18 protein-coding genes are annotated in these 20,543 nt (G+C 66.1%); 10 read left to right on the forward strand and 8 right to left on the reverse strand.

Translation table 11 applies throughout. From position 1 onward, the window contains the following. Positions 1-27: 27 nt before the first annotated feature. Entirely contained in the window at positions 28-3,735 is a 3,708-nt protein-coding gene (gene metH, locus VUG52_RS12780) for a methionine synthase (protein ID WP_050705118.1), read from the reverse strand. Between the two features lie 174 nt (positions 3,736-3,909). Here metH and VUG52_RS12785 point away from each other — a divergent pair, with 174 nt between their 5' ends. The 5 genes from VUG52_RS12785 to VUG52_RS12805 all read left to right on the forward strand — a co-directional run bounded on the left by VUG52_RS12785 (position 3,910) and on the right by VUG52_RS12805 (position 9,496). After that, positions 3,910-6,210, forward strand: coding sequence for a fatty acid cis/trans isomerase (locus tag VUG52_RS12785; protein WP_050705119.1), 2,301 nt, complete (start codon positions 3,910-3,912; stop codon positions 6,208-6,210). Between the two features lie 210 nt (positions 6,211-6,420). Next, positions 6,421-7,455: an acyltransferase family protein gene (locus tag VUG52_RS12790; protein ID WP_050705120.1), complete on the forward strand. Its 1,035-nt coding sequence runs from the start codon at positions 6,421-6,423 to the stop codon at positions 7,453-7,455. Between the two features lie 57 nt (positions 7,456-7,512). Then, positions 7,513-8,097 carry a Fe-S biogenesis protein NfuA gene (gene nfuA, locus VUG52_RS12795; RefSeq protein ID WP_023630602.1) on the forward strand — a complete coding sequence of 195 codons (585 nt, stop codon included), beginning with the start codon at positions 7,513-7,515 and terminating at the stop codon, positions 8,095-8,097. A 307-nt stretch (positions 8,098-8,404) separates the two neighbouring features. Continuing rightward, positions 8,405-9,013: an SCO family protein gene (locus VUG52_RS12800; protein WP_050705121.1), complete on the forward strand. Its 609-nt coding sequence runs from the start codon at positions 8,405-8,407 to the stop codon at positions 9,011-9,013. Next, positions 9,014-9,496: a copper chaperone PCu(A)C gene (locus VUG52_RS12805; protein WP_331833061.1), complete on the forward strand. Its 483-nt coding sequence runs from the start codon at positions 9,014-9,016 to the stop codon at positions 9,494-9,496. 76 nt (positions 9,497-9,572) lie between these two features. Here VUG52_RS12805 and VUG52_RS12810 read toward each other — a convergent pair whose 3' ends face one another. Together VUG52_RS12810 and VUG52_RS12815 are read right to left on the reverse strand one after the other, a co-directional pair. Next, on the reverse strand, positions 9,573-9,800 hold the full coding sequence (locus VUG52_RS12810; protein ID WP_023630605.1) for a hypothetical protein: 228 nt from the start codon (positions 9,798-9,800) through the stop codon (positions 9,573-9,575). Positions 9,801-9,815: 15 nt separating this feature from the next. Next, positions 9,816-10,967 (reverse strand): MFS transporter, encoded by a 1,152-nt coding sequence (locus VUG52_RS12815; RefSeq protein WP_331833064.1) that lies wholly within the window; start codon positions 10,965-10,967, stop codon positions 9,816-9,818. Positions 10,968-11,075: 108 nt separating this feature from the next. On the opposite strand from VUG52_RS12815, the gene VUG52_RS12820 reads away from it, so the two are divergent. Further along, positions 11,076-11,885: an AraC family transcriptional regulator gene (locus VUG52_RS12820; RefSeq protein WP_050705124.1), complete on the forward strand. Its 810-nt coding sequence runs from the start codon at positions 11,076-11,078 to the stop codon at positions 11,883-11,885. Here the strand turns inward: VUG52_RS12820 and VUG52_RS12825 are convergent. The 5 genes from VUG52_RS12825 to VUG52_RS12845 all read right to left on the reverse strand — a co-directional run bounded on the left by VUG52_RS12825 (position 11,845) and on the right by VUG52_RS12845 (position 15,503). Continuing rightward, a complete protein-coding gene (locus tag VUG52_RS12825) occupies positions 11,845-12,678 on the reverse strand; it encodes an AraC family transcriptional regulator (RefSeq protein ID WP_050705125.1) in 834 nt (277 codons plus the stop codon). The two genes, VUG52_RS12820 and VUG52_RS12825, sit on opposite strands and share 41 nt — an antisense overlap. Further along, entirely contained in the window at positions 12,675-12,989 is a 315-nt protein-coding gene (locus VUG52_RS12830; protein ID WP_050705126.1) for an AzlD domain-containing protein, read from the reverse strand. The genes VUG52_RS12825 and VUG52_RS12830 overlap by 4 nt, the downstream gene beginning before the upstream one ends. Beyond that, a complete protein-coding gene (locus tag VUG52_RS12835; RefSeq protein ID WP_050705127.1) occupies positions 12,986-13,684 on the reverse strand; it encodes an AzlC family ABC transporter permease in 699 nt (232 codons plus the stop codon). Before VUG52_RS12835 ends, VUG52_RS12830 begins: the two co-directional genes overlap by 4 nt. A gap of 104 nt (positions 13,685-13,788) precedes the next feature. Then, positions 13,789-14,610, reverse strand: a complete 822-nt coding sequence (locus VUG52_RS12840; RefSeq protein ID WP_050705128.1) for an aldo/keto reductase — start codon at positions 14,608-14,610, stop codon at positions 13,789-13,791. Further along, complete coding sequence (locus VUG52_RS12845; RefSeq protein ID WP_050705129.1) at positions 14,598-15,503, reverse strand: LysR family transcriptional regulator; 906 nt, start codon at positions 15,501-15,503, stop codon at positions 14,598-14,600. The genes VUG52_RS12840 and VUG52_RS12845 overlap by 13 nt, the downstream gene beginning before the upstream one ends. A gap of 118 nt (positions 15,504-15,621) precedes the next feature. On the opposite strand from VUG52_RS12845, the gene VUG52_RS12850 reads away from it, so the two are divergent. From VUG52_RS12850 to VUG52_RS12865, 4 genes are all read left to right on the forward strand, one after another. Further along, complete coding sequence (locus tag VUG52_RS12850) at positions 15,622-16,320, forward strand: CoA transferase subunit A (protein WP_050705130.1); 699 nt, start codon at positions 15,622-15,624, stop codon at positions 16,318-16,320. 35 nt (positions 16,321-16,355) lie between these two features. Next, complete coding sequence (locus VUG52_RS12855) at positions 16,356-17,012, forward strand: CoA transferase subunit B (RefSeq protein ID WP_050705131.1); 657 nt, start codon at positions 16,356-16,358, stop codon at positions 17,010-17,012. 189 nt (positions 17,013-17,201) lie between these two features. Beyond that, positions 17,202-18,620: a short-chain fatty acid transporter gene (locus tag VUG52_RS12860; protein WP_050705132.1), complete on the forward strand. Its 1,419-nt coding sequence runs from the start codon at positions 17,202-17,204 to the stop codon at positions 18,618-18,620. A 206-nt stretch (positions 18,621-18,826) separates the two neighbouring features. Beyond that, positions 18,827-20,536: a ShlB/FhaC/HecB family hemolysin secretion/activation protein gene (locus tag VUG52_RS12865; RefSeq protein ID WP_220690020.1), complete on the forward strand. Its 1,710-nt coding sequence runs from the start codon at positions 18,827-18,829 to the stop codon at positions 20,534-20,536. Positions 20,537-20,543 lie beyond the last annotated feature (7 nt).

The following is a 20,543-nucleotide window of genomic DNA, read 5'->3' on the forward strand; positions in this document are numbered from 1 at the left end:
ACACAGAGGGGCAACGCAGGGCTGGATTCAGCCCTCGTAGCCCAGGTTCGGCGCCAGCCAGCGCTCGCTGACGCTGATGTCCTGGCCCTTGCGCGCGCTGTACTGCTCGATCTGGTCCTTGTCCACCTTGCCCACGGCGAAGTACTGCGCCTGCGGGTGGGCGAAGTACCAGCCGCTGACTGCCGCAGCCGGGAACATGGCGAAGTGCTCGGTAAGGAACACGCCGCTCGGACCGGTCTCGCCGATGGCGGTGCCGTCGAGCAGGCGGAACAGGGTTTCCTTCTCGGTGTGGTCCGGGCAGGCCGGGTAGCCAGGTGCCGGGCGAATGCCGCTGTACTGCTCCTTGATCAGCGCCTCGTTGTCCAGGTGCTCGTCCTTGGCATAGCCCCAGTGCTCTTTGCGCACTTGCTCGTGCAGCCACTCGGCGCAGGCTTCGGCAAGGCGGTCGGCCAGGGCCTTGACCATGATCGAGCTGTAGTCGTCGCCCTTGTCCTGGTAGGCCTTGGCCACTTCCTCGGCGCCGATGCCGGCGGTGGTGATGAAGCCACCGACATAGTCGGTCACGCCGCTGTCCTTCGGCGCGACGAAGTCGGCCAGCGACCAGTTCGGCTTGCCGTCGGGCTTGATGGTCTGCTGGCGCAAGTGGTGCAGGGTGGCCAGGGTTTCACCGTTGTCGCCGTACACCTCGATGTCGTCGTGTTCGACCTGGTTGGCCGGCCAGAAGCCGAACACCGCGCGGGCGCTGATCAGCTTTTCGTCGATCAGCTTGTCGAGCATCTCGCGGGCGTCCTTGTACAGCGCCGTGGCGGCCTCGCCGACCACATCGTCGGTGAGGATGCGCGGGAACTTGCCGGCCAGGTCCCAGGAGATGAAGAACGGCGTCCAGTCGATGTACTCGGCCAGGGTGCGCAGGTCGATGTCTTCCAGCACCTTGACGCCGGTGAAGGCGGGCACCGCGGCCTGGTAGGCGGCCCAGTCGTACTGCGGCTTGGCGGCGATGGCCTGGGCGTAGCTCAGGCGCTCGGTGCGGGCGCTGCGGTTGGCGGTGCGCTCGCGCACCTCGACGTATTCCTGGCGGGTCTTCTCGACGAAGCCGCTCTTGAGTTCCTTGGACAGCAGCTGGGTGGCCACGCCCACCGCGCGCGAGGCGTCGGTGACATAAACCACGGCGTCATTGGAGTACTTCGGCTCGATCTTCACCGCCGTGTGCGCCTTGGAGGTGGTGGCGCCGCCGATCATCAGCGGCAGGTGGAAGTCCTGGCGCTGCATCTCGCGGGCGACGTGAACCATTTCGTCCAGCGACGGGGTGATCAGGCCGGACAGGCCGATGATGTCGCATTTCTGCTCGCGGGCGGTCTGCAGGATCTTCTCGGCCGGGACCATCACACCCATGTCGACGATGTCATAGCCGTTGCAACCGAGCACCACGCCGACGATGTTCTTGCCGATGTCGTGCACGTCGCCCTTGACCGTGGCCATGAGGATCTTGCCCTTGGCCTCGGGCTTGTCGCCTTTCTCGGCCTCGATGAACGGGATCAGGTGGGCCACGGCCTGTTTCATCACGCGGGCGGATTTCACCACCTGCGGCAGGAACATCTTGCCGGCGCCGAACAGGTCGCCGACCACGTTCATGCCGCTCATCAGCGGGCCTTCGATGACTTCGATCGGGCGCGCCGACTGCTGGCGGCACTCTTCGGTGTCTTCGACGATGTAGGCGGTGATGCCCTTGACCAGCGCATGCTCGAGGCGCTTGTCCACCGGCATCGAGCGCCATTCTTCGTTCTCGACTTCCTTGGTGGCGCCGCCGCCCTTGTAGTCGTCGGCAATCGCCAGCAGGGCGTCGGTGCCGTGCGGGGTGCGGTTGAGCACCACGTCCTCGACCTTCTCGCGCAGGGCCGCCGGGATCTCATCGTAGATCTCCAACTGGCCGGCGTTGACGATACCCATGGTCAGGCCGTTCTGGATCGCGTGGTAGAGGAATACCGAGTGGATCGCCTCGCGCACCGGGTTGTTGCCGCGGAACGAGAACGACACGTTGGACACGCCGCCCGAGCTCAGGGCGTAGGGCAGGTGGTCACGGATGTAGGCGCAGGCTTCGATGAAGTCGACGGCGTAGTTGTTGTGCTCTTCGATCCCGGTGGCGACGGCGAAGATGTTCGGGTCGAAGATGATGTCTTCCGGCGGGAAGCCCACCTCGTTGACCAGGATGTCGTAGCTGCGCTGGCAGATCTCGCGCTTGCGCGCCGCGGTGTCGGCCTGGCCGACCTCGTCGAAGGCCATCACCACCACGGCGGCGCCGTAGCGCTTGCACAGGCGGGCGTGGTGCTTGAACTGCTCGACGCCTTCCTTCATCGAGATCGAGTTGACGATGCCCTTGCCCTGGATGCACTTGAGGCCCGCCTCGATCACCTCCCACTTGGAGGAGTCGATCATGATCGGCACCCGGGAGATGTCCGGCTCGCCGGCGATCAGGTTGAGGAAGCGGACCATGGCGGCCTGGGAGTCGAGCATCCCTTCGTCCATGTTGATGTCGATCACCTGGGCGCCGGCCTCGACCTGCTGCAGGGCGACTTCCAGGGCCTCGGTGTAGTTCTCCTCGCGGATCAGCCGGGCGAACTTGGCGGAACCGGTGATGTTGGTACGCTCGCCGACGTTGACGAACAGCGACTGGCGATCGATGGTGAACGGCTCCAGGCCCGACAGGCGGCAGGCCTTGGGGATGTCCGGAATCGCACGCGGCTTGTACTTGGCGACCGCCTCGGCGATGGCCTGGATGTGCGGCGGGGTGGTGCCGCAGCAGCCGCCGATGATGTTGAGGAAGCCGCTGGCGGCGAACTCCTCGACCACCGCGGCCATTTCCGCCGGGGTCTCGTCGTACTCGCCGAAGGCGTTGGGCAGGCCGGCGTTGGGGTGGGCGGACACATGGGTGTCGGCCTTGGTCGCCAGTTCTTCCAGGTACGGGCGCAGGTCCTTGGCGCCGAGGGCGCAGTTCAGGCCGACGGAGATCGGCTTGGCGTGGCGCACCGAGTTCCAGAAGGCTTCGGTGGTCTGGCCCGACAGGGTGCGGCCGGAGGCGTCGGTAATGGTACCGGAGATCATGATCGGCAGTTCGACGTCGTCCTCTTCGAACACCTGCTGCACGGCGAAGATCGCCGCCTTGGCGTTGAGGGTGTCGAAGATGGTCTCGATCAGGATCAGGTCGGCGCCGCCCTCGATCAGGCCACGGGTGGCCTCGATGTAGTTCTCCACCAGTTCGTCGAAGGTGACGTTGCGATAGCCTGGGTCGTTGACGTCGGGGGAGATCGAGCAGGTGCGGCTGGTCGGGCCGAGCACGCCGGCGACGAAGCGTGGCTTGTCCGGGGTCTCGAGGGTCTTGGCGTCGGCCACCTGGCGGGCGACGCGCGCGCCCTCGACGTTGAGCTCGTAGACCAGCGCTTCCATGCCATAGTCGGCCTGGGAAATCTGCGTGGCGTTGAAGGTGTTGGTCTCGAGGATATCGGCGCCGGCGTCCAGGTAGGCTTTCTCGATCGCGGCGATGACATCCGGGCGGCTGAGCAGCAGCAGATCGTTGTTGCCTTTGACATCGCTTGGCCAATCGGCGAAGCGCGTGCCACGATAGTCGTGTTCCTCGAGGCGGTAACTCTGGATCATAGTACCCATGCCGCCGTCGAGGATCAGGATGCGCTCTTTGAGTGCTTTCTGGAGTGCTTGGTAACGAGCGCTGCGGTCGGACATAGGAACTACCTGGTCGGGCGAATATCAGAAGGTGCCGAATAATAACAAAGCTGCACGGATTTTAGGCGTACCGCCGATTTTCATGAATTTCCTTCATGTTGATGCGGCGCCCCCAACACCTCAGGACCCGCCAGGCACATCGTGATGGCTTCAAGTAACCAGGACATTCGGCACATGCTGCATCGCATATTTGCCAGCGCCTTCGCCTTGCTCATCAGTGGCGCGGCGTTCGGGCAGGCCCCCCAAGCGAGCCCGACGATTTCATACACCCGGGATATCCAACCGATCTTCACCGAGAAGTGCGTGGCCTGCCACGCCTGCAACGACGCCGCCTGCCAGCTCAACCTGGGCAGCGCCGAGGGCGCCGAGCGCGGTGCTTCCAAGGTGCCGGTCTACCAGGGCGAGCGCAGCCAGGCGGTGCCCACCACGCGGCTGTTCTACGATGCCCGCGACGAAGCCGGCTGGCGCAAGCAGGGCTTCTACTCGGTGCTGGACAAGCAGGGCAGCCAGGCGGCGCTGATGGCGCGCATGCTCGAGCTGGGCCACAAGACCCCGCTCACGCCCAATGCCAAGCTGCCCGAAGAGATCGTCCTGGGGCTCAACCGCAACAACATGTGCCCTTTGCCCCACGAGTTCGACGCCTACGCCGGCGCCCACCCCAAAGAGGGCATGCCGCTGGCGGTCACCGGCCTGACCGACCAGGAGTACCAGACCCTGCAGCGTTGGTTGGCCGCAGGCGCTCCGGTCGAGAAGACACCGATCCAGCCCAGCGCGGCAGAGGCCAAGCAGATCGCCGACTGGGAAGAGCTGCTCAATCGCCCGGGTTCGACCGAGGCGCTGGTCGGCCGTTGGCTGTACGAGCACTTGTTCCTGGCGCACATCCACTTCGTCGGCGGCGAGCCGGGTCACTTCTTCCAGTGGGTGCGTTCGCGCACGCCAAGTGGCCAGCCGGTGGACCTGATCGCCACCCGCCGTCCCAACGACCCGCCGGGCACCGATTTCTACTACCGGCTGATGCCGGTGCAGGGCGTGATCGTCCACAAGACCCACATCACCTACCCGATGGGGCCGCAGAAGCTCAAGCGGGTCAAGCAGCTGTTCTACAGCGGCGACTGGCATGCCTCGTCGCTGCCCGGCTACGGTCCGCGCCACCGCGCCAACCCGTTCGAGACCTTCGAGGCGATCCCGGCGGTGGCCCGCTACCAGTTCATGCTGGACAACGCCGAGTACTTCGTCCGCACCTTCATTCGCGGCCCGGTATGCCGCGGACAGATTGCCACCGACGTGATCCGTGACAACTTCTGGGCGCTGTTCCAGGAGCCGGCCCACGACCTGTACATCACCGACGCCCAGTACCGGGGCGAGGCCACGCCGCTGCTGGCCATGCCCGGGCAGATCGACGACGTCGGCAGCGTGCTGAGCCTGTGGCACGCCTACCGTGACAAGCGCAACGAGTACGAGGCGCTGCGCCGCGAGGCCTATGCCGAGCAACCGGCGCCGAGCTGGTCGACCCTGTGGGCCGGCAACGACAACGCGCTGCTGAGCATCTTCCGTCACTTCGACAGCGCCTCGGTGACCAAGGGCCTGATCGGTGATGTGCCGCTGACGATGTGGCTGTTCGACTACCCGCTGTTCGAGCGCACCTACTACCAGCTGGCGGTGAACTTCGATGTGTTCGGCAACGTTTCTCACCAGTTGCAGACACGCCTGTACTTCGACCTGATCCGCAATGGCGCCGAGGTCAACTTCCTGCGCCTGATGCCGGCCGGCAAGCGTAGCGAGATCCTCGGCAACTGGTACCAGAACAGTGGCAAGGTGAAGATGTGGATGGACTACGAGGACATCGACACCAGCACGCCGAGCGCGCTGAAGCTGGACAAGCACGACCCCAAGCGTGACTTCGGCCTGCAGCTGCTGCAGCGCACCGGCAGCCTGAACGTGGCGCCCGACCCGATCAACCGCTGCCAGGGCGCCTATTGCTCGCGACCCGGCCTGTCTCAGGAGTTCCGCGACGTCGAGCAGTCGCTGAGCCGCCTGGTGTCGCGCCCGGCCGCGGGCCTGAAGGTGATCGGCCAGTTGCCCGAGGCGACCATGCTGCGCATCGAGGGGCAGGGCGGCCAGCGCCAGGTCTACAGCCTGCTGCGCAACCGCGCCCACAGCAACGTGGCGTTCCTGCTCGGCGAGGCCTACCGCTATCAGCCGGGGCTGGACACCCTGACCCTGGTCCCGGGCGTGCTCAGCAGCTACCCCAACTTCATCTTCAATATCCCGGCGGCCGATGTGCCGGAGTTCGTCGAGGACATGGAAGCGGCGCGGGACGACACGGCGAAGTTCGAACGCATCGTCATGCGCTGGGGCGTGCGTCGCAGCCATCCCGAGTTCTGGCGCTACTTCCATGACCTGAACAGCTACATCAAGCAGACCGAACCGGTGGAGGCGGGGGTGCTGGACATGAACCGCTACGAGAACCTCTGATCGGTTGGCCGGGACTTTCCCGGCCTGCTGCGGTCGGAATCGGTGAACAGGTCCTTGGGGCTGCCTTGCAGCCCTTCGCGGGTAAACCCGCTCCCACAGGGATAGTGCAGGCCTTGGGTTGAGCACAGTACCTGTGGGAGCGGGTTTACCCGCGAACGAGCGCAACGCGCTCGTAAGGGCCTCAACGCACCGGTCAACACAGGGTTTTTCATGCTGTATTCGCTTCAGGCACTTCGGGCATTCGCCGCCTGGGTGGTGGTCTGCCACCACTTCATGCAGATCTTCTTCGACTTCAACGCCACCGGCCCTATCGGCCAACTGCTCGCCGATCGCGGCGCGGTAGGGGTGGACATCTTCTTCGTCATCAGCGGCCTGGTGATCTACCTCTCGACCCGCGACAAGGACATCGCGCCCGCACAGTTCCTGCTCAACCGCGCTCTGCGCATCGTGCCCGCCTACTGGTTCTACACCCTGCTGATGGCCGCGCTGATGCTGGTCGCCAGCCGCTGGATGCCGCACCAGGTGTTCGAATGGCAGCACCTGCTGCTGTCGCTGTTGTTCATCCCGGCGGAAAACCCGGGCGGCTACGGCCTGTACCCGACCCTCAACGTCGGCTGGACGCTGAACTTCGAGATGTTCTTCTACCTGTTGTTCGGCCTGGCGTTCCTGGTGCGCCAGCGCCATCACCTGCTGCTGGTGACGGCGGCGCTGCTGCTGGTCAGCGAGGTGCTGGGCCGCCTCGGCGTGCTCAGCCGCTTCTACAGCAATGACATCGTCTACGAGTTTCTGCTGGGCATCGGACTGGGCGTGCTGTACCGCCGTGGGCTGATTCGCCAAGGCCTTTGGCTGCCGCTGGGGCTGCTGGGTGTGGCGGGGTATGCACTGTACCACCTGGACGCCTCGCAACGTCTGCTGCACTGGGGCCTGCCCAGCGCCCTGGTGGTGCTGGCGTTCATCGCCCTGGAGCCCTTCTTCAAGGGCAATCGGGTGCTCAAGGTGCTGGGCGATTGCTCCTATTCGGTCTACCTGGTGCATGTCCTGGTGCTGTACGGCGGCCTGTTCGCCAGTGAACGCCTGCGCTTGAACCCGTATCTGGTATTCGCCTTGTGCGTGCCGTCAATCGGACTAATGTCGTGGCTCAGCTACCACTGGCTGGAGCGTGGCCTGTACGGGCGGCTCAAGGCCGGACTCACGGGGCGTGGCGCCCGGGAGCCCGCCCTGGCGCTATCCCGAGTCAAATGCTAGGACTTTGTTCGAGGGCCGGGTTGGCGTACACTGCCGGCAAGTCTGTGAGGAACTTCCATGAGCGCTATAACCATTACCGACGCCGCCCATGATTACCTGGCCGATCTGCTTTCCAAGCAGAACACGCCTGGCATCGGCATCCGTATTTTCATCACCCAGCCGGGTACCACCTACGCCGAGACCTGCATCGCCTACTGCAAGCCGGGCGAGGAGAAGCCCGACGACCAGCCGGTGGGCCTGAAGAGCTTCACCGCCTACCTCGACGCGGTCAGCGTGCCGTTCCTCGAGGACGCGCTGGTCGACTACGCCACCGACCGCATGGGCGGCCAGCTGACCATCAAGGCGCCGAACGCCAAGGTGCCGATGGTCAATGAAGACAGCCCGATCAACGAGCGCATCAACTACTACCTGCAGACCGAGATCAACCCGGGTCTGGCCAGCCACGGCGGCGCCGTGAGCCTGGTGGACGTGGTCGACGACGGCATCGCCGTGCTGCAGTTCGGTGGCGGCTGCCAGGGCTGCGGCCAGGCCGACGTGACGCTGAAGGAAGGCATCGAGCGCACCCTGCTCGAGCGCATTCCGGAACTCAAGGGCGTGCGTGACGTGACCGACCACAGCCAGAAGGAAAACGCCTACTACTAAGGCGGCTTTCCAATCGCGGGGCAAGCCCGCTCCCACGCCTGGGTCCCACTTGGATCACGGCGTGGGAGCGGGCTTGTCGGAACGCCGCACCGCCCGCGCTGCTTTTCAGGCGTTGTGCATTGATCCCTAGCAATAAAGTGTTACGGATTCAACCCCTGCGACAACCGGTCGCGCCCCGTAAACAAAGGGCTGCAGCCCGATTGGCCGGATGTCGGGTGGATGGTGTGGGGGGGAGCGTGACAGAATGCCCCGGTTTTCTGGCCGGCCCATCCCAGGGGTCGGCACCTTCCCTGTAAAGGATGGTTCCATGAATGATCTGTTGACCCGGCGCGCGGTAGTCGCCGGGATGGGCGTACTGGGGCTTGGCCTGCTGGCGGGTTGCAACCCGGCCCGGGGCCTGGATTTCAAGTACGGCAAGAACATGAGCAACGAGATCCTTGGGCGCAAATTCAAGCTCAAGGACACTCAAGGCAACGAGCGCACCCTGTCGAGCTTCTACGGCTCGATGCCGATGATCTTCTTCGGCTTCACCCAGTGCCCGGCGGTCTGCCCGACCGCGCTGGCGCGGATCGTCCAGATCAGGAAGATCCTCAGGGGCCGTGACCGCGAGCTGTTCCAGCCGGTGTTCATCACCCTGGACCCGGAGCGCGACACCCCCGAGGTGCTCGATGCCTACACCAAGGCCTTCGACCCGTCGATCGTCGCCCTGACCGGCACCCCCGAGGAAATCGACGCGGTGGCCCGGGAGTTCAAGGTGTTCTACGAAAAGGTCCCGGCCGGCGACACCTATACCATCTCTCACTCGTCCACCAGCTACGTCTACGATACACGTGGCACCCTGCGCCTGAGCCTGGGTCATTCCCTGAACGCCAAGGAATGCGCCGAAGACCTGGTCACCCTGATGGAGATCTGCTGAATGTCGATGCAACCGATCAAACGCGGCCTGGCCGCCCTGGCCCTGCTGGGCATGACCCTGCCGGCATTCGCCCAGACCACCGTGAGCGACGCCTGGGTCCGCGCCAGCGTGCCGCACCAGCAGTCGACCGGTGCCTTCATGACCCTGACCGCCAGCAGCGACAGCAAGCTTGTGAGCGTCGCCTCGCCCGTGGCCAAGACCGTGCAGGTGCACGAGATGACCATGAACGGCGATGTGATGGGCATGCGTGAGGTGAAGTCGGTCGAGTTGCCGGCGGGCAAGGCGGTGAAGCTGGACCCGAACGGCTACCACGTGATGCTGATGGGCCTGAACCAGCAAGTGAAGGAAGGCGAGCAGGTGCCGCTGACCCTGACCATCGAGGATGCCAAGGGCGTCAAGGAAACCCTGCAGGTGCAGGCACCGGTGCGCGCGCTCAACGCCGAGAGCGGCGGCGGGCATGACCATATGCACATGAACCACTGATACAGCCACCATCGCGGGTCAAGCCCGCTCCACGCCATCGGTGGGAGCGGGCTTGACCCGCGATGCTTTTCGGCGGTCAGCTACGAAAACGTGGCAGCGGCCGCTCGATGTTCAGCGAGGTCAGGGTCTTGCGCACCTGCGCATCCTCGGCCTCCAGCGCCTTCAGGCTGGCGCGGATCTTGCCGGCGGCGGGCACATCGCCCTGGCGGTCGATCCAGTCGGCGATCTCCTTGCAGGCGCTGCTCAGGCAGGCCTGGCGCTGGCTCATCAGCGACAGGAGCGTGGTGATTTCTCGTTCGGACATGACGCGATCCTCCATTCAGCCCCTTGAGTGTAGCAGCGCCCGGCCAGGCTGCTCGTAGCCGATGGCCAGTGCCCAGCCCGCCAGCGCACAGACAAACAGCGTCGCCCCCATAGCCTGGCAAGCACCCGCCAGCAGCAGTCCCGCGCCAATCTGCAGGTAGTAGAACAAGCCGAACAACGCGCCCGCCGTGCCACGGCAGTCGGCGTAGTCGACCAGCGCCGAGCCCAGCACCAGCGGAATCGCCATGGCGAAGGCGAACATCACCAGGGCCATGGCCAGCACCGTCCACAGGCTGTCGCCCAGCCCCAGCAGTGCCAGCGCCGCCAGCAGGTCGAGCAGGCACGCCAGGCGCAGCAGGCGCGCCGTGGCCACCCCGCGCTGCAACAGTCGTGCATTGAGGCGCGCGCCCAGCAGCGAGCCGAGCGCCAGCGCCGCGCCGGAGTAGCCCATCCACGGGCTGGCGCCGAGGCGCTCGAAAACAAACGGCGCCAGGCTGTACCAGCTGAACACGCTGATGTTGAACACCGCCACCAGGGCGCTGGCCAGCAGCACGCGACGGTCACGCAGCAGGCGCCGCAGCACTCGGCCGAGCGCGGGCGTCGCCTGCGCGGCGGGGCGCGTCTCGGGCAGGCCGCGCCAGGTCCAGGCGAGCAGCGGCGCGGCCATCAGCAGCTGGCCGGCGAGTACACCGTGATAGCCGAACAGCCGGTCCAGCCAGGCGCCGCTGATCAGCCCGAGCGCCGGGCTGAGCGCCAGGCATACGCCGATCAGCGAGAACACCCGGGCCAGTTCAGGACCGGCGTGGCGATCGCGCAGGATGGTCTGGGTGACCACGGAGCCCACCGCCGCGGCGAAGGCCGCCACGATCCGCGCCAGCAGCAGTTGGCTGAAGTCGACCGCCAGCAGCGCCGCCAGTGCTGCGGTGGTATAGAGCAACAGGCCGGCAAGCATGGCCGGGCGCCGCCCCCACAGGTCGCAGGCACGCCCCCAGGCCAGCACGCCGACGGCAAACGCGACGAAGTACAGCGAAAGGGTCAGCGAAGCCTGGGCAGCGCTGACGGCGAATGCTTCGGCCAAGGAGACCAGGGCAGGGCTGTAGAGGGTTTCGGCGACTTGCGGAAACATCAGCAGGGCGGTGGCCAGGGCCAGCCAAGAGCGGGAAAGCATGGGAGTGAACGCCTTGCAGCACAAACGGGCGCTCATGGTAGGGACGTTGTGCCGTGAGCTATTATCGCGATTCCGTTGCTCTATCGTTGAAATCGGACAATTACAGCCATGGCCTGGTTAGCCCCCGACGCCCACTTCGACCCCGATGCTTTCGACGCGCCGGTACTGGGCATCTGCTCGGCCCTGGGCGACCACGACTCGGGGCGCCACCGCCATGGCCGCGGCCAGGTGCTGTTCACCCGCCAGGGCTGTGTGCGCATCCAGACGCCCGGACGCCTGTGCCTGCTGCCACCGACCCAGGCTGCGTGGATTCCGGCGGGGCTGGAGCATCGGGCGCGCATGCGCGAAACGGTAGACTACCGCTCGCTGTATTTCAGCGCCGTGCTCAACGTGGAGCTGCCCGACGACGTGACGATCATCAGCGTCAACCCGTTGCTGCGCGAACTGCTCGAACGCATTGCCCAGGCACCGTTCGACACGGCCTGGGACCGAGGTGACCAGGCGCACCTGCTGGCGCTGTGCCTGGGCGAGCTACGGCTGGCACCGCGCCAGCCTATGTTCTTGCCACTGCCCGGCGATCGCCGCCTGGCCGGGCTGGTCGAGCGGCTCGAGCGCCTGCCGCCGGCGCTGGGTGAACTGGCGCGGCAGGTTGGCGCCAGCGAGAAGACCATCAGCCGCCTGCTGCGCCGGGATACCGGCATGTCCTATCAGCAATGGCGCCAGCAGTGGCGGTTGTTGCGGGCAATGGAACAGCTGGCGTTGCAGCGGCCGCTGGGCGCCATCGCCGACGACCTGGGCTTCGCCAGCGACAGTGCCTTCATCGCGTTCTTTCGCGGCATGACCGGCATCACGCCAGGCGCCTGGAACCGGGGCGCAGCTACAGGCCCAGACAGGCCTGGCGATAGGCCCCCGGCGTAACCCCATAGGCCTGCTTGAACTGGCGGCTGAGGTGGCTCTGGTCGGCGAAGCCCAGGGTGACGGCGACCTCCAGTGCCGGCAGGCCGCTGCGCAACAGCTCGCGGGCGCGGGCCAGGCGGCGCTGCTTGAGCCAGGCGTGGGGCGGCAGGCCGGTGGCCTGGCGGAACACCCGGGCGAAGTGGAACGGCGACAGGTTCACCGCCGCCGCCAGGGTTTCCAGCGAGGGCGGCTCGGCCAGCCGGCTCTCCAGCAGCTCGCGGGCACGGGCCACGGCCAGCGGCTCGTTGCCGGGGGCGGCGGGCTCGGCGCAGTGGCCGTGGCGCTGCACCAGCGCCAGCACCGCCTGGCGCCAGGCGGTCTGTTGCTCCAGGGCGCTGGCGCAGGACTCGGACAACTGGTGCAGATGGCTGAACGCGGCGGCCAGGGCCGGGTCCTGGATCACGCTGTCCTTGAACCGGGGCAGGCCGTGGCGGCCCAGCTCCAGTTCGTCGAGCACGCCGGTGACCCGCTCGTGCTCGGGGTAGAAGCCACGGTAGCGCCAGCCGGCCTCGTGGGCGGTGGCACCGGTGTGCAGCTCGTCGGGATTGATCAGCACCATGCTGCCCACCGGCGCCAGGTGCTCGCTGCCGCGGTGCCAGAAACGCTGGGCGCCGGATTCGATCACGGTGAACACGTAGCCTTCGTGCACATGCGGGGCGAAGCGCTGCTGGATGTAGCGGGCGTGCAGCATCTCGACGTCGCCGAGGGCGGGCGCCTGCCACAGGTGGGCCTGTTCGCGCAGGGGCGTGGTCATGCCAGCCAGCTGCGCAGGAGGAAGAAGATCAGCATGCTCGCCAGCATGCTCAGCAACACGCTGCGGGTCAACAGCACCAGGGCGATCGCCACCAGCGAACCGAGCAGGTAAGGGTTCAGCGGGCTCAGCTCGAGCTGGTGGCCGGGCAGGAAGATGATCGGCCCGCAGATCGCGGTGAGCATGCCGGGCACGGCGAAGCCGAGGAACTGCCGCGCATTGGAGCTCAGGCGCAGCGGCAGGCGCGGTTCGAGGAAGGCGTAGCGGTTGAGGAACACCAACGCGCCCATGGCGACGATCAGCAGCCAGATCATGAACGACCTCCGGAAAATTTCTGGCAGGTAAAGCCAGCGGCCATGCCCAGCAGGCCTGCCACCACCAGGGCGGTTTCCCAGTGCCAGTAGCTGAACAGCACCGAGCAGAACAGCGACACCGCCACGCACACCACGGTCGGCAGGTTGCGCACCAGCGGCGCGATCAGCGCGACGAAGGTGGCGACGATGGAGAAGTCCAGGCCCAGTTGGTCCAGGTGCGGGATGTTCTGGCCGAGGACGATGCCGGCCAGGGTGAACAGGTTCCACGCCACATAGAAGGTCAGGCCGACCCCCAGGGCGTACCAGCGGTTGAACTGCTGCTGGTCGTGGTGGCTGGTCAAGGCGAAGAATTCGTCGGTGAGCAGAAAGCCCAGGCCCAGGCGCCAGCGGGTCGGCAAGCCGGACATCACCGGGCGCATGGACAGCCCGTAGAGCAGGTGCTGCGAGGTCAGCAGCAGGGTGGTGAGCAGGATCGACAGCAGGTTGGCGCCACCCTTGAGCATGCCGATGGCCACCAGTTGCGCGGCGCCGGCGAAGACGATGGCCGACAGGCCCTGGCCTTGCCAGGCGCTGAGGTTGGCCTCGATGGCCATGGAGCCGGCCAGCAGGCCCCAGGGCGCGACGGCCAGGGACAGCGGCAGGATGGCGATGGCACCGTGGAGGAAGGCGTGGCGGGCGAGCGGTGGACTGGACATGGGAGCGACAACGAATCGACAGGGCAGGCCAGCATGACAGAGCGGCGCGGGGGCGGCTTGAACGATCTTGCTTTGTTATCGATCATGCCGGCCCCTGTAGGGGTTCAGACCATGGCCAGGCGCTGCTTGCGGGTCGGCGCGGGGAAGGCCTGGTCGATGGCCCGCAGGTCTGCTTCGCTCAACATCAGCCCTGCCGCCGCCGCGTTCAGGCGCACATGTTCCGGGTCGGTGGCCTTGGGAATGGCGATTACGCCCTCCCGGCGCGTGACCCAGGCCAGGCTCACCTGGGCCGGCGTGGCGCCATGGCGCTCGGCGATATCGCCCAGCACGGGATGTCGCAACAGGCGTCCGGCCTGGGCCAGCGGGCAGTAGGCCATGGTCGGCAGGCCCTGCTGCCGGCTCCAGGGCAGCAGGTCGAACTCGATACCGCGCTCGGCCGGGTTGTACAGCACCTGGTTGGTGGCGCAGGCGGGGTTGTCGAGTTCGCGCAGGTCGTCGAGGTCGAAGTTGGACACGCCCCAGCGGCGAATCTTGCCCTGTTCGATGAGGCGCTCGAAGGCCTCGACGGTCTCCTCCAGCGGATACTGGCCGCGCCAGTGCAGCAGGTACAGGTCGATGCAGTCGGTGCCCAGGCGTTCGAGGCTGCGCTCGCAGGCGGCCGGTACACCGCGTCGGCTGGCATTGTGCGGATAAACCTTGCTGACCAGGAACACCTGGTCGCGACGCCCGGCGATGGCCTGGCCAACCACCTGCTCGGCGCCGCCCTCGGCGTACATCTCGGCGGTGTCGATCAGGCCCAGGCCCAGTTCGATACCCTGTTGCAGGGCCGCCACCTCGGCGGCCCTGCGTCCAGGATCCTCGCCCATGTACCAGGTGCCCTGGCCGATGGCCGGAACGCGGGAACCCGCCAGATTCACGTAACGCATGTCACCTCCTGTGGATGGGTATGGGTCAGCAGCACATCGAGCAGCGCCTCGGCAGCCTTGGACAGTTTGTGATCGCTCAGGGCGATCACGCCGATGCGCCGCTCCACGGTCGGTTCGACCAACGGCACGCAGCGGGCGCCGAGCTCCTGCATCTGCCCGATGCACAGCGCCGGCACCGCGCTGACCCCCAGGCCGCTGGCGACCATGCGGCCGATGGTCGACAGCTGGTGGCTCTCGAAGGCCACCGCCAGCTTGCCATGGTTGGCGGCCAGGTGCTGCTCCAGCAGCAGGCGCACCGCGGAAGGCCGTTGCAGGGCGATGAAATCCTCGGCCAGCAGCTGCGGCCAGCGCACCTGGGGCTGGCGGGCGAGGGGCGAGTCGGCGGGCACCACCGCGACGAAACGGTCCAGGTACAGCGGGTGGAAGCGCAGCGCCTCGCTGCTCTCGGGCTCGAAGCCGATGCCCAGTTCGACGCGACGGTGGCGCACCAGTTCCAGCACCTGCTCGTTGATCACATCGTGCACGGTGACGTTGACCTTGGGGTAGCGCTGGCGGAACACCTTGAGCGACTGTGGCAGCAGGTTGCCGGCGAAGGCCGGCATGGCCGCCACCGAGACCCGCCCCAGCTGCAGGGTAAAACGCTGGCGCAGCATCTCCTCGGTGTCGTCCCAGTCGGCCAGCAGGCGTCGGGCAAGCGGCAGCAGCACCTCGCCCTCGGGGGTCAGGCTGACGCTGCGGGTGGTGCGGGTGAGCAGGGCGCCGCCGAGGTTGTCCTCCAGCGCCTTGATGGTCAGGCTCAGGGCCGGTTGCGAGACATGCAGGTGCTCGCCGGCCTGGGCGAAGCTCTGGTACTTGGCCACGGTGACGAAGGCGCGCAGCTGCTTGACGTTCATGGGGCGGGCCCTTTGTTTTGTAAAAGTTATCAATCGATGACGAAAACAAAATTAACAAATCAGTCGACTACAGTGAAGATGACCGTACGGTTCCAACAACTACAAAAGGCGACTGAGCATGGCCGGACTGGACAAGCGTGTAGCAACTTATGAAGAGGCCCTGGCGGGCCTGACCGACGACATGACCGTGCTGGCCGGCGGCTTTGGCCTGTGCGGCATCCCCGAGAACCTCATCGCCGAGATCAAGCGCCGCGGCGTCAAGGGCCTGACCGTGGTGTCCAACAACTGCGGCGTCGACGGCTTTGGCCTGGGCGTGCTGCTCGAGGACCGGCAGATCCGCAAGATGGTCGCCTCCTATGTCGGCGAGAACGCCGAGTTCGAACGCCAGCTGCTCAGCGGCGAACTGGAAGTGGAACTCACCCCGCAAGGCACCCTGGCCGAGAAGATGCGTGCCGGCGGCGCCGGCATCCCGGCCTTCTTCACCGCCACCGGCTACGGCACCCCGGTCGCCGAAGGCAAGGAAGTGCGCGAGTTCAACGGCCGCAAGTACATCCTCGAAGCATCCATCACCGGCGACTTCGCCATCGTCAAGGGCTGGAAGGCCGACCACTACGGCAACGTGGTGTACCGCAACACCGCGCAGAACTTCAACCCGCTGGCCGCCACCGCCGGCAAGATCACCGTGGTCGAGGTCGAGGAGATCGTCGAGCCCGGCGTGCTGCTGCCCAGCGAGATCCACACCCCGGGCATCTATGTCGACCGGGTCATCGTCGGCACCTTCGAGAAGCGCATCGAAAAGCGCACCGTCAAGGCCTGAGCGCCGTCCTCAAGAACAACAAAGAGATCCTGACCATGGCATTGACTCGCGAACAAATGGCGCAACGCGTCGCCCGTGAACTGAAGGACGGCTACTACGTCAACCTCGGCATCGGCATCCCCACCCTGGTGGCCAACTACGTGCCCGAGGGCATGGAAGTGATGCTGCAGTCGGAGAACGGCCTGCTGGGCATGGGCGAGTTCCCCACCGAAGCCACCATCGACGCCGACATGATCAACGCCGGCAAGCAGACCGTCACCGCCCGCCGTGGCGCGTCGATCTTCGATTCGGCGCAATCCTTCGCCATGATCCGTGGCGGTCATGTCGACCTTACCGTGCTCGGCGCCTTCGAGGTGGATGTGCAAGGCAACATCGCCTCGTGGATGATCCCCGGCAAGCTGGTCAAGGGCATGGGCGGCGCCATGGACCTGGTGGCCGGTGCCGACAACATCATCGTCACCATGACCCACGCCTCCAAGGACGGCGAGTCCAAGCTGCTGCCCAAGTGCAGCCTGCCGCTGACCGGCGCCGGCTGCATCCGCAAGGTGCTCACCGACCTGGCCTACCTTGAGATCGAAAACGGTGCCTTCATCCTGCGCGAGACCGCCCCGGGCGTGAGCGTCGAGGAAATCATCGAGAAGACCGCCGGCAAGCTGATCGTGGCGGACGATGTGAAGGAAATGACGTTCTAATCAAGCATCATCCGCCCTGTGGGGCGAACCCGTGGGAGCGGGCTTGCCCCGCGATGACGTCATTCCAGGTGCCACGACCGCCTGGTCGGACGCTATCGCGGGGCAAGCCCGCTCCCACGTTTGCGTCCCCACAGGGCTTTGCAATACCTGTTGAAAACTCCACCAATAAAACCAAAAAAGGAAAACATCGTGGCCGCTGATATCCAAGACAGCCGCTCCGCCCGCTTTGCCCTGCGCTGCTCCAACTGGGCCGAACGCTGGTTCCCCGACTCCTGGGTGTTCGCCGCCCTGGCGGTGATGCTGGTGTCCCTCGGCGCCCTGGCCATGGGCGGCAAGCCCACCGACACCGCCAAGGCCTTCGGTGACGGCTTCTGGAGCCTGATCCCGTTCACCATGCAGATGGCCTTCGTGGTCATCGGCGGCTATGTGGTGGCCAGTTCGCCGCCCGCCGCCCGGCTGATCGACCGCCTGGCGCGGCTGCCGAGAAACGGCCGCTCGGCGGTGTGCTGGGTGGCGCTGATCTCGATGCTCGCGTCCTTGCTCAACTGGGGCCTGTCGCTGGTGTTCGGCGGCCTGCTGGTGCGCGCCCTGGCCCGCCGCACCGATCTGAAGATGGACTACCGCGCCGCCGGCGCCGCCGCCTACCTGGGCCTGGGCGCGGTGTGGGCGCTGGGCCTGTCGTCGTCGGCCGCTCAGCTGCAGGCCAACCCGGCCAGCCTGCCGCCGTCGATCCTGTCGATCACCGGGGTAATTCCGTTCACCGAAACCATCTTCCTCTGGCAGTCCGGGGTGATGCTCGCCGCGCTGGTGGTCGTCTCGCTGGTCGTGGCCTATGCCACCGCGCCCGGGCCGAACAGCGCCCGCAGCGCCCAGGACTGCGGCGTCGACCCGAGCTTCAGTGCGCCGCCGTCGCCACAGCGCACCCGCCCGGGCGAGTGGCTGGAATACAGCCCGATCCTGATCCTGCTGCTGGTCGCCCTGGCCGCCGGCTGGCTGTACCAGGAGTTCGCCACCAAGCCTGCGATCACCGCGATCTCTGGCCTGAACACCTACAACCTGCTGTTCATCATGCTCGGTGCCTTGCTGCACTGGCGCCCGCGCAGCTTCCTCGACGCGGTGACCCGTGCCGTGCCGACCACCACCGGGGTGCTGATCCAGTTCCCGCTGTACGGCTCGATCGCCGCCATCCTCACCCAGGTCAAGGGCGCGGACGCCCAGACCCTGGCCCACCATATCTCGGTGTTCTTCACCCAGATCGCCACCCATGACACCTACGCGCTGCTGATGGGCGTGTACTCGGCGGTGCTCGGTTTCTTCATCCCGTCCGGCGGCGGCAAGTGGATCATCGAGGCGCCCTACGTGATGCTGGTGGCCAACGACCTGCAGTATCACCTGGGCTGGGCGGTGCAGATCTACAATGCCGCCGAGGCGCTGCCAAACCTGATCAACCCGTTCTACATGCTGCCGCTGCTGGGGGTACTGGGGCTCAAGGCGCGCGACCTGATCGGCTTCTCGTTCGTGCAGTTGCTGGTGCATGTGCCGCTGGTGCTGGTGTTGCTGTGGGCGCTGGGCACGACCTTGCAGTATGTGCCACCGGTGATGCCGTAAGACCCAGGTCGTGGAGCTGCACGGCAGCTCCACGTCGTTCACGGCGACAGGGCGAAAATTTTTCTCTGTAGCGCAACAGCTCTATCTCAATGCTTTCATTCAATACGCAGAGCCGTGTTACAAAAATCTCGGTGATGGCAAATTGACGTCAATATGATGTCAAAATAGTATGCCCGCCACTTTGCACTGTTCACCAGGGATTGGTCATGGCGGGACGTCTAGTTTCAGGGCGCAAAACGGCCCTCTGTGCGCTTGTCGGCCTGCTATGCAGCCCTGTGGCCTGGGCCGTTTCACCCGGCGACCAGGACCTGATCCGCGACCGCCAGGACCGTCTGCTCGAAGAGCAGCAGCGCCGCCTCGAAGAACTGCGCAACCTGCCCGGCAAGGCCGCCGAACCCGGTGAGTCGCAACCGGCGGCCGACAGCCGCTGCTTCACCATCCACACCATCGAGCTCAAGGGCGCCGACAGCCTGTCCGCCGCCGACCGCGACCGCCTGCTCAAGCCCTTCATCGACCAGTGCCTGGGCGTCACCCAGCTCAATGCCTTGCTCAAGGCCATCACCGACCATTACCTGGGTCGCGGCCTGGTCACCAGCCGCGCCTACCTGCCGCAGCAGGACCTGTCCTCGGGCCATCTGCAGGTACTGGTGGTGGAAGGGCGCTTGGAAGGGCTGCGCCCGGACCCGGCCAGCGGTCTGAGCGACCGTGAGCTGGGCATGGCCTTTCCCGGCGATATCGACCAGCGCCTGAACCTGCGCGAGATCGAGCAGATGGTCGACCAGCTCAACCGCCTGCCGTCGAACAAGGCGCAGATGGAGCTGACCCCGGGCAAGGCCGTCGGCGGCAGCGAAGTGCTGGTGCGCAACACCCAGCAAAAACCTTGGCGCGCCTCGCTGTCGCGCAACAACGAAGGCCAGCGCAGCACCGGCGAGCAGATGCTCAACCTCGGCCTGGAATGGGACAGCCCGCTGGGCCTGGCCGACCAGCTGATGCTGCGCGGCGGCCACGACGTGGTCAGCGACCACTCCCAGGGCTCGAAGAACGGCGTGCTGTTCTACAACCTGCCGTGGGGCTGGTGGAACTTCACCTACAGCTACAGCGAGAGCGAATACCGCTCCCTGGCCCAGGCCAACGGCTTTGCCTTCAAGCAGACCGGCGACAGCCAGAACCACCAGCTGCGCGCCGAGCGCGTGGTGCACCGCGATGCCACCAGCAAGACCTCGCTCAATGCCGGCATGGCCCACCTGCGTACCAACAACTACATCGAGGACAGCCGCCTGGCCGGCAGCAGCAACCGCCTGAGCGAGGCGCAGTTCGGCATCAACCATGGCCGGCGCCTGGGCAATGCCTTCGTCAACCTCGACCTGGGCACCCAGGAGGGCATCGGCGCCTTCGACGCCCAGGACAACGGCCATCCACGCCCGGGCCAGCCGGTGGCGCGCTACCGCAAGTACAGCGCCACGCTCAGCTACGTGCAGGGTTTCCAGCTCTTCGGCGAGCGCCTGAGTTTCAGCAGCCTGGCCACCGGCCAGCGCAGCGAGGACGTGCTGTTCAGCCCGCAACGCATCAGCCTTGGCGGTCTGTCGTCGGTGCGCGGGCTGAAGGACCAGTCGTTGTCCGGCGACAGCGGCGGCTACTGGCGCAACGACCTGCGCTGGACCCGCCCAGTGAACTGGCCGCTGCTGCAACCTCTGGTGGCCGAGTACGGCCTGGGCCTGGGCTACGACCTCGGGGTGATCCGCAACGATCGCTACAACGGTGAGTACCACGGCCGTGCCAACAGCCATTCGCTGGAGCTGTTCGCCCGTGGCCAGCACATGGCCGCCAGCGTGACCTTCGCCCACAGCCTGGAACGCCCCGACGTGCTGACCGACAAGGAACGGCCGGTGTATTTCCGCCTGGACTTCTTCATTTGACCGCCTG

The sequence above is a fragment of the Pseudomonas sp. LH21 genome (assembly GCF_036549575.1).
Taxonomy (GTDB): Bacteria; Pseudomonadota; Gammaproteobacteria; order Pseudomonadales; family Pseudomonadaceae; genus Aquipseudomonas; species Aquipseudomonas peradeniyensis.

Bases quoted from the DNA above. Each gene is read 5' to 3' on its own strand.
- metH (WP_050705118.1), bottom strand. From the start codon at position 3,735: ATGTCCGACCGCAGCGCTCGTTACCAAGCACTCCAGAAAGCACTCAAA.
- VUG52_RS12785 (WP_050705119.1), top strand. From the start codon at position 3,910: ATGCTGCATCGCATATTTGCCAGCGCCTTCGCCTTGCTCATCAGTGGC.
- VUG52_RS12790 (WP_050705120.1), top strand. From the start codon at position 6,421: ATGCTGTATTCGCTTCAGGCACTTCGGGCATTCGCCGCCTGGGTGGTG.
- nfuA (WP_023630602.1), top strand. From the start codon at position 7,513: ATGAGCGCTATAACCATTACCGACGCCGCCCATGATTACCTGGCCGAT.
- VUG52_RS12800 (WP_050705121.1), top strand. From the start codon at position 8,405: ATGAATGATCTGTTGACCCGGCGCGCGGTAGTCGCCGGGATGGGCGTA.
- VUG52_RS12805 (WP_331833061.1), top strand. From the start codon at position 9,014: ATGTCGATGCAACCGATCAAACGCGGCCTGGCCGCCCTGGCCCTGCTG.
- VUG52_RS12810 (WP_023630605.1), bottom strand. From the start codon at position 9,800: ATGTCCGAACGAGAAATCACCACGCTCCTGTCGCTGATGAGCCAGCGC.
- VUG52_RS12815 (WP_331833064.1), bottom strand. From the start codon at position 10,967: ATGCTTTCCCGCTCTTGGCTGGCCCTGGCCACCGCCCTGCTGATGTTT.
- VUG52_RS12820 (WP_050705124.1), top strand. From the start codon at position 11,076: ATGGCCTGGTTAGCCCCCGACGCCCACTTCGACCCCGATGCTTTCGAC.
- VUG52_RS12825 (WP_050705125.1), bottom strand. From the start codon at position 12,678: ATGACCACGCCCCTGCGCGAACAGGCCCACCTGTGGCAGGCGCCCGCC.
- VUG52_RS12830 (WP_050705126.1), bottom strand. From the start codon at position 12,989: ATGATCTGGCTGCTGATCGTCGCCATGGGCGCGTTGGTGTTCCTCAAC.
- VUG52_RS12835 (WP_050705127.1), bottom strand. From the start codon at position 13,684: ATGTCCAGTCCACCGCTCGCCCGCCACGCCTTCCTCCACGGTGCCATC.
- VUG52_RS12840 (WP_050705128.1), bottom strand. From the start codon at position 14,610: ATGCGTTACGTGAATCTGGCGGGTTCCCGCGTTCCGGCCATCGGCCAG.
- VUG52_RS12845 (WP_050705129.1), bottom strand. From the start codon at position 15,503: ATGAACGTCAAGCAGCTGCGCGCCTTCGTCACCGTGGCCAAGTACCAG.
- VUG52_RS12850 (WP_050705130.1), top strand. From the start codon at position 15,622: ATGGCCGGACTGGACAAGCGTGTAGCAACTTATGAAGAGGCCCTGGCG.
- VUG52_RS12855 (WP_050705131.1), top strand. From the start codon at position 16,356: ATGGCATTGACTCGCGAACAAATGGCGCAACGCGTCGCCCGTGAACTG.
- VUG52_RS12865 (WP_220690020.1), top strand. From the start codon at position 18,827: ATGGCGGGACGTCTAGTTTCAGGGCGCAAAACGGCCCTCTGTGCGCTT.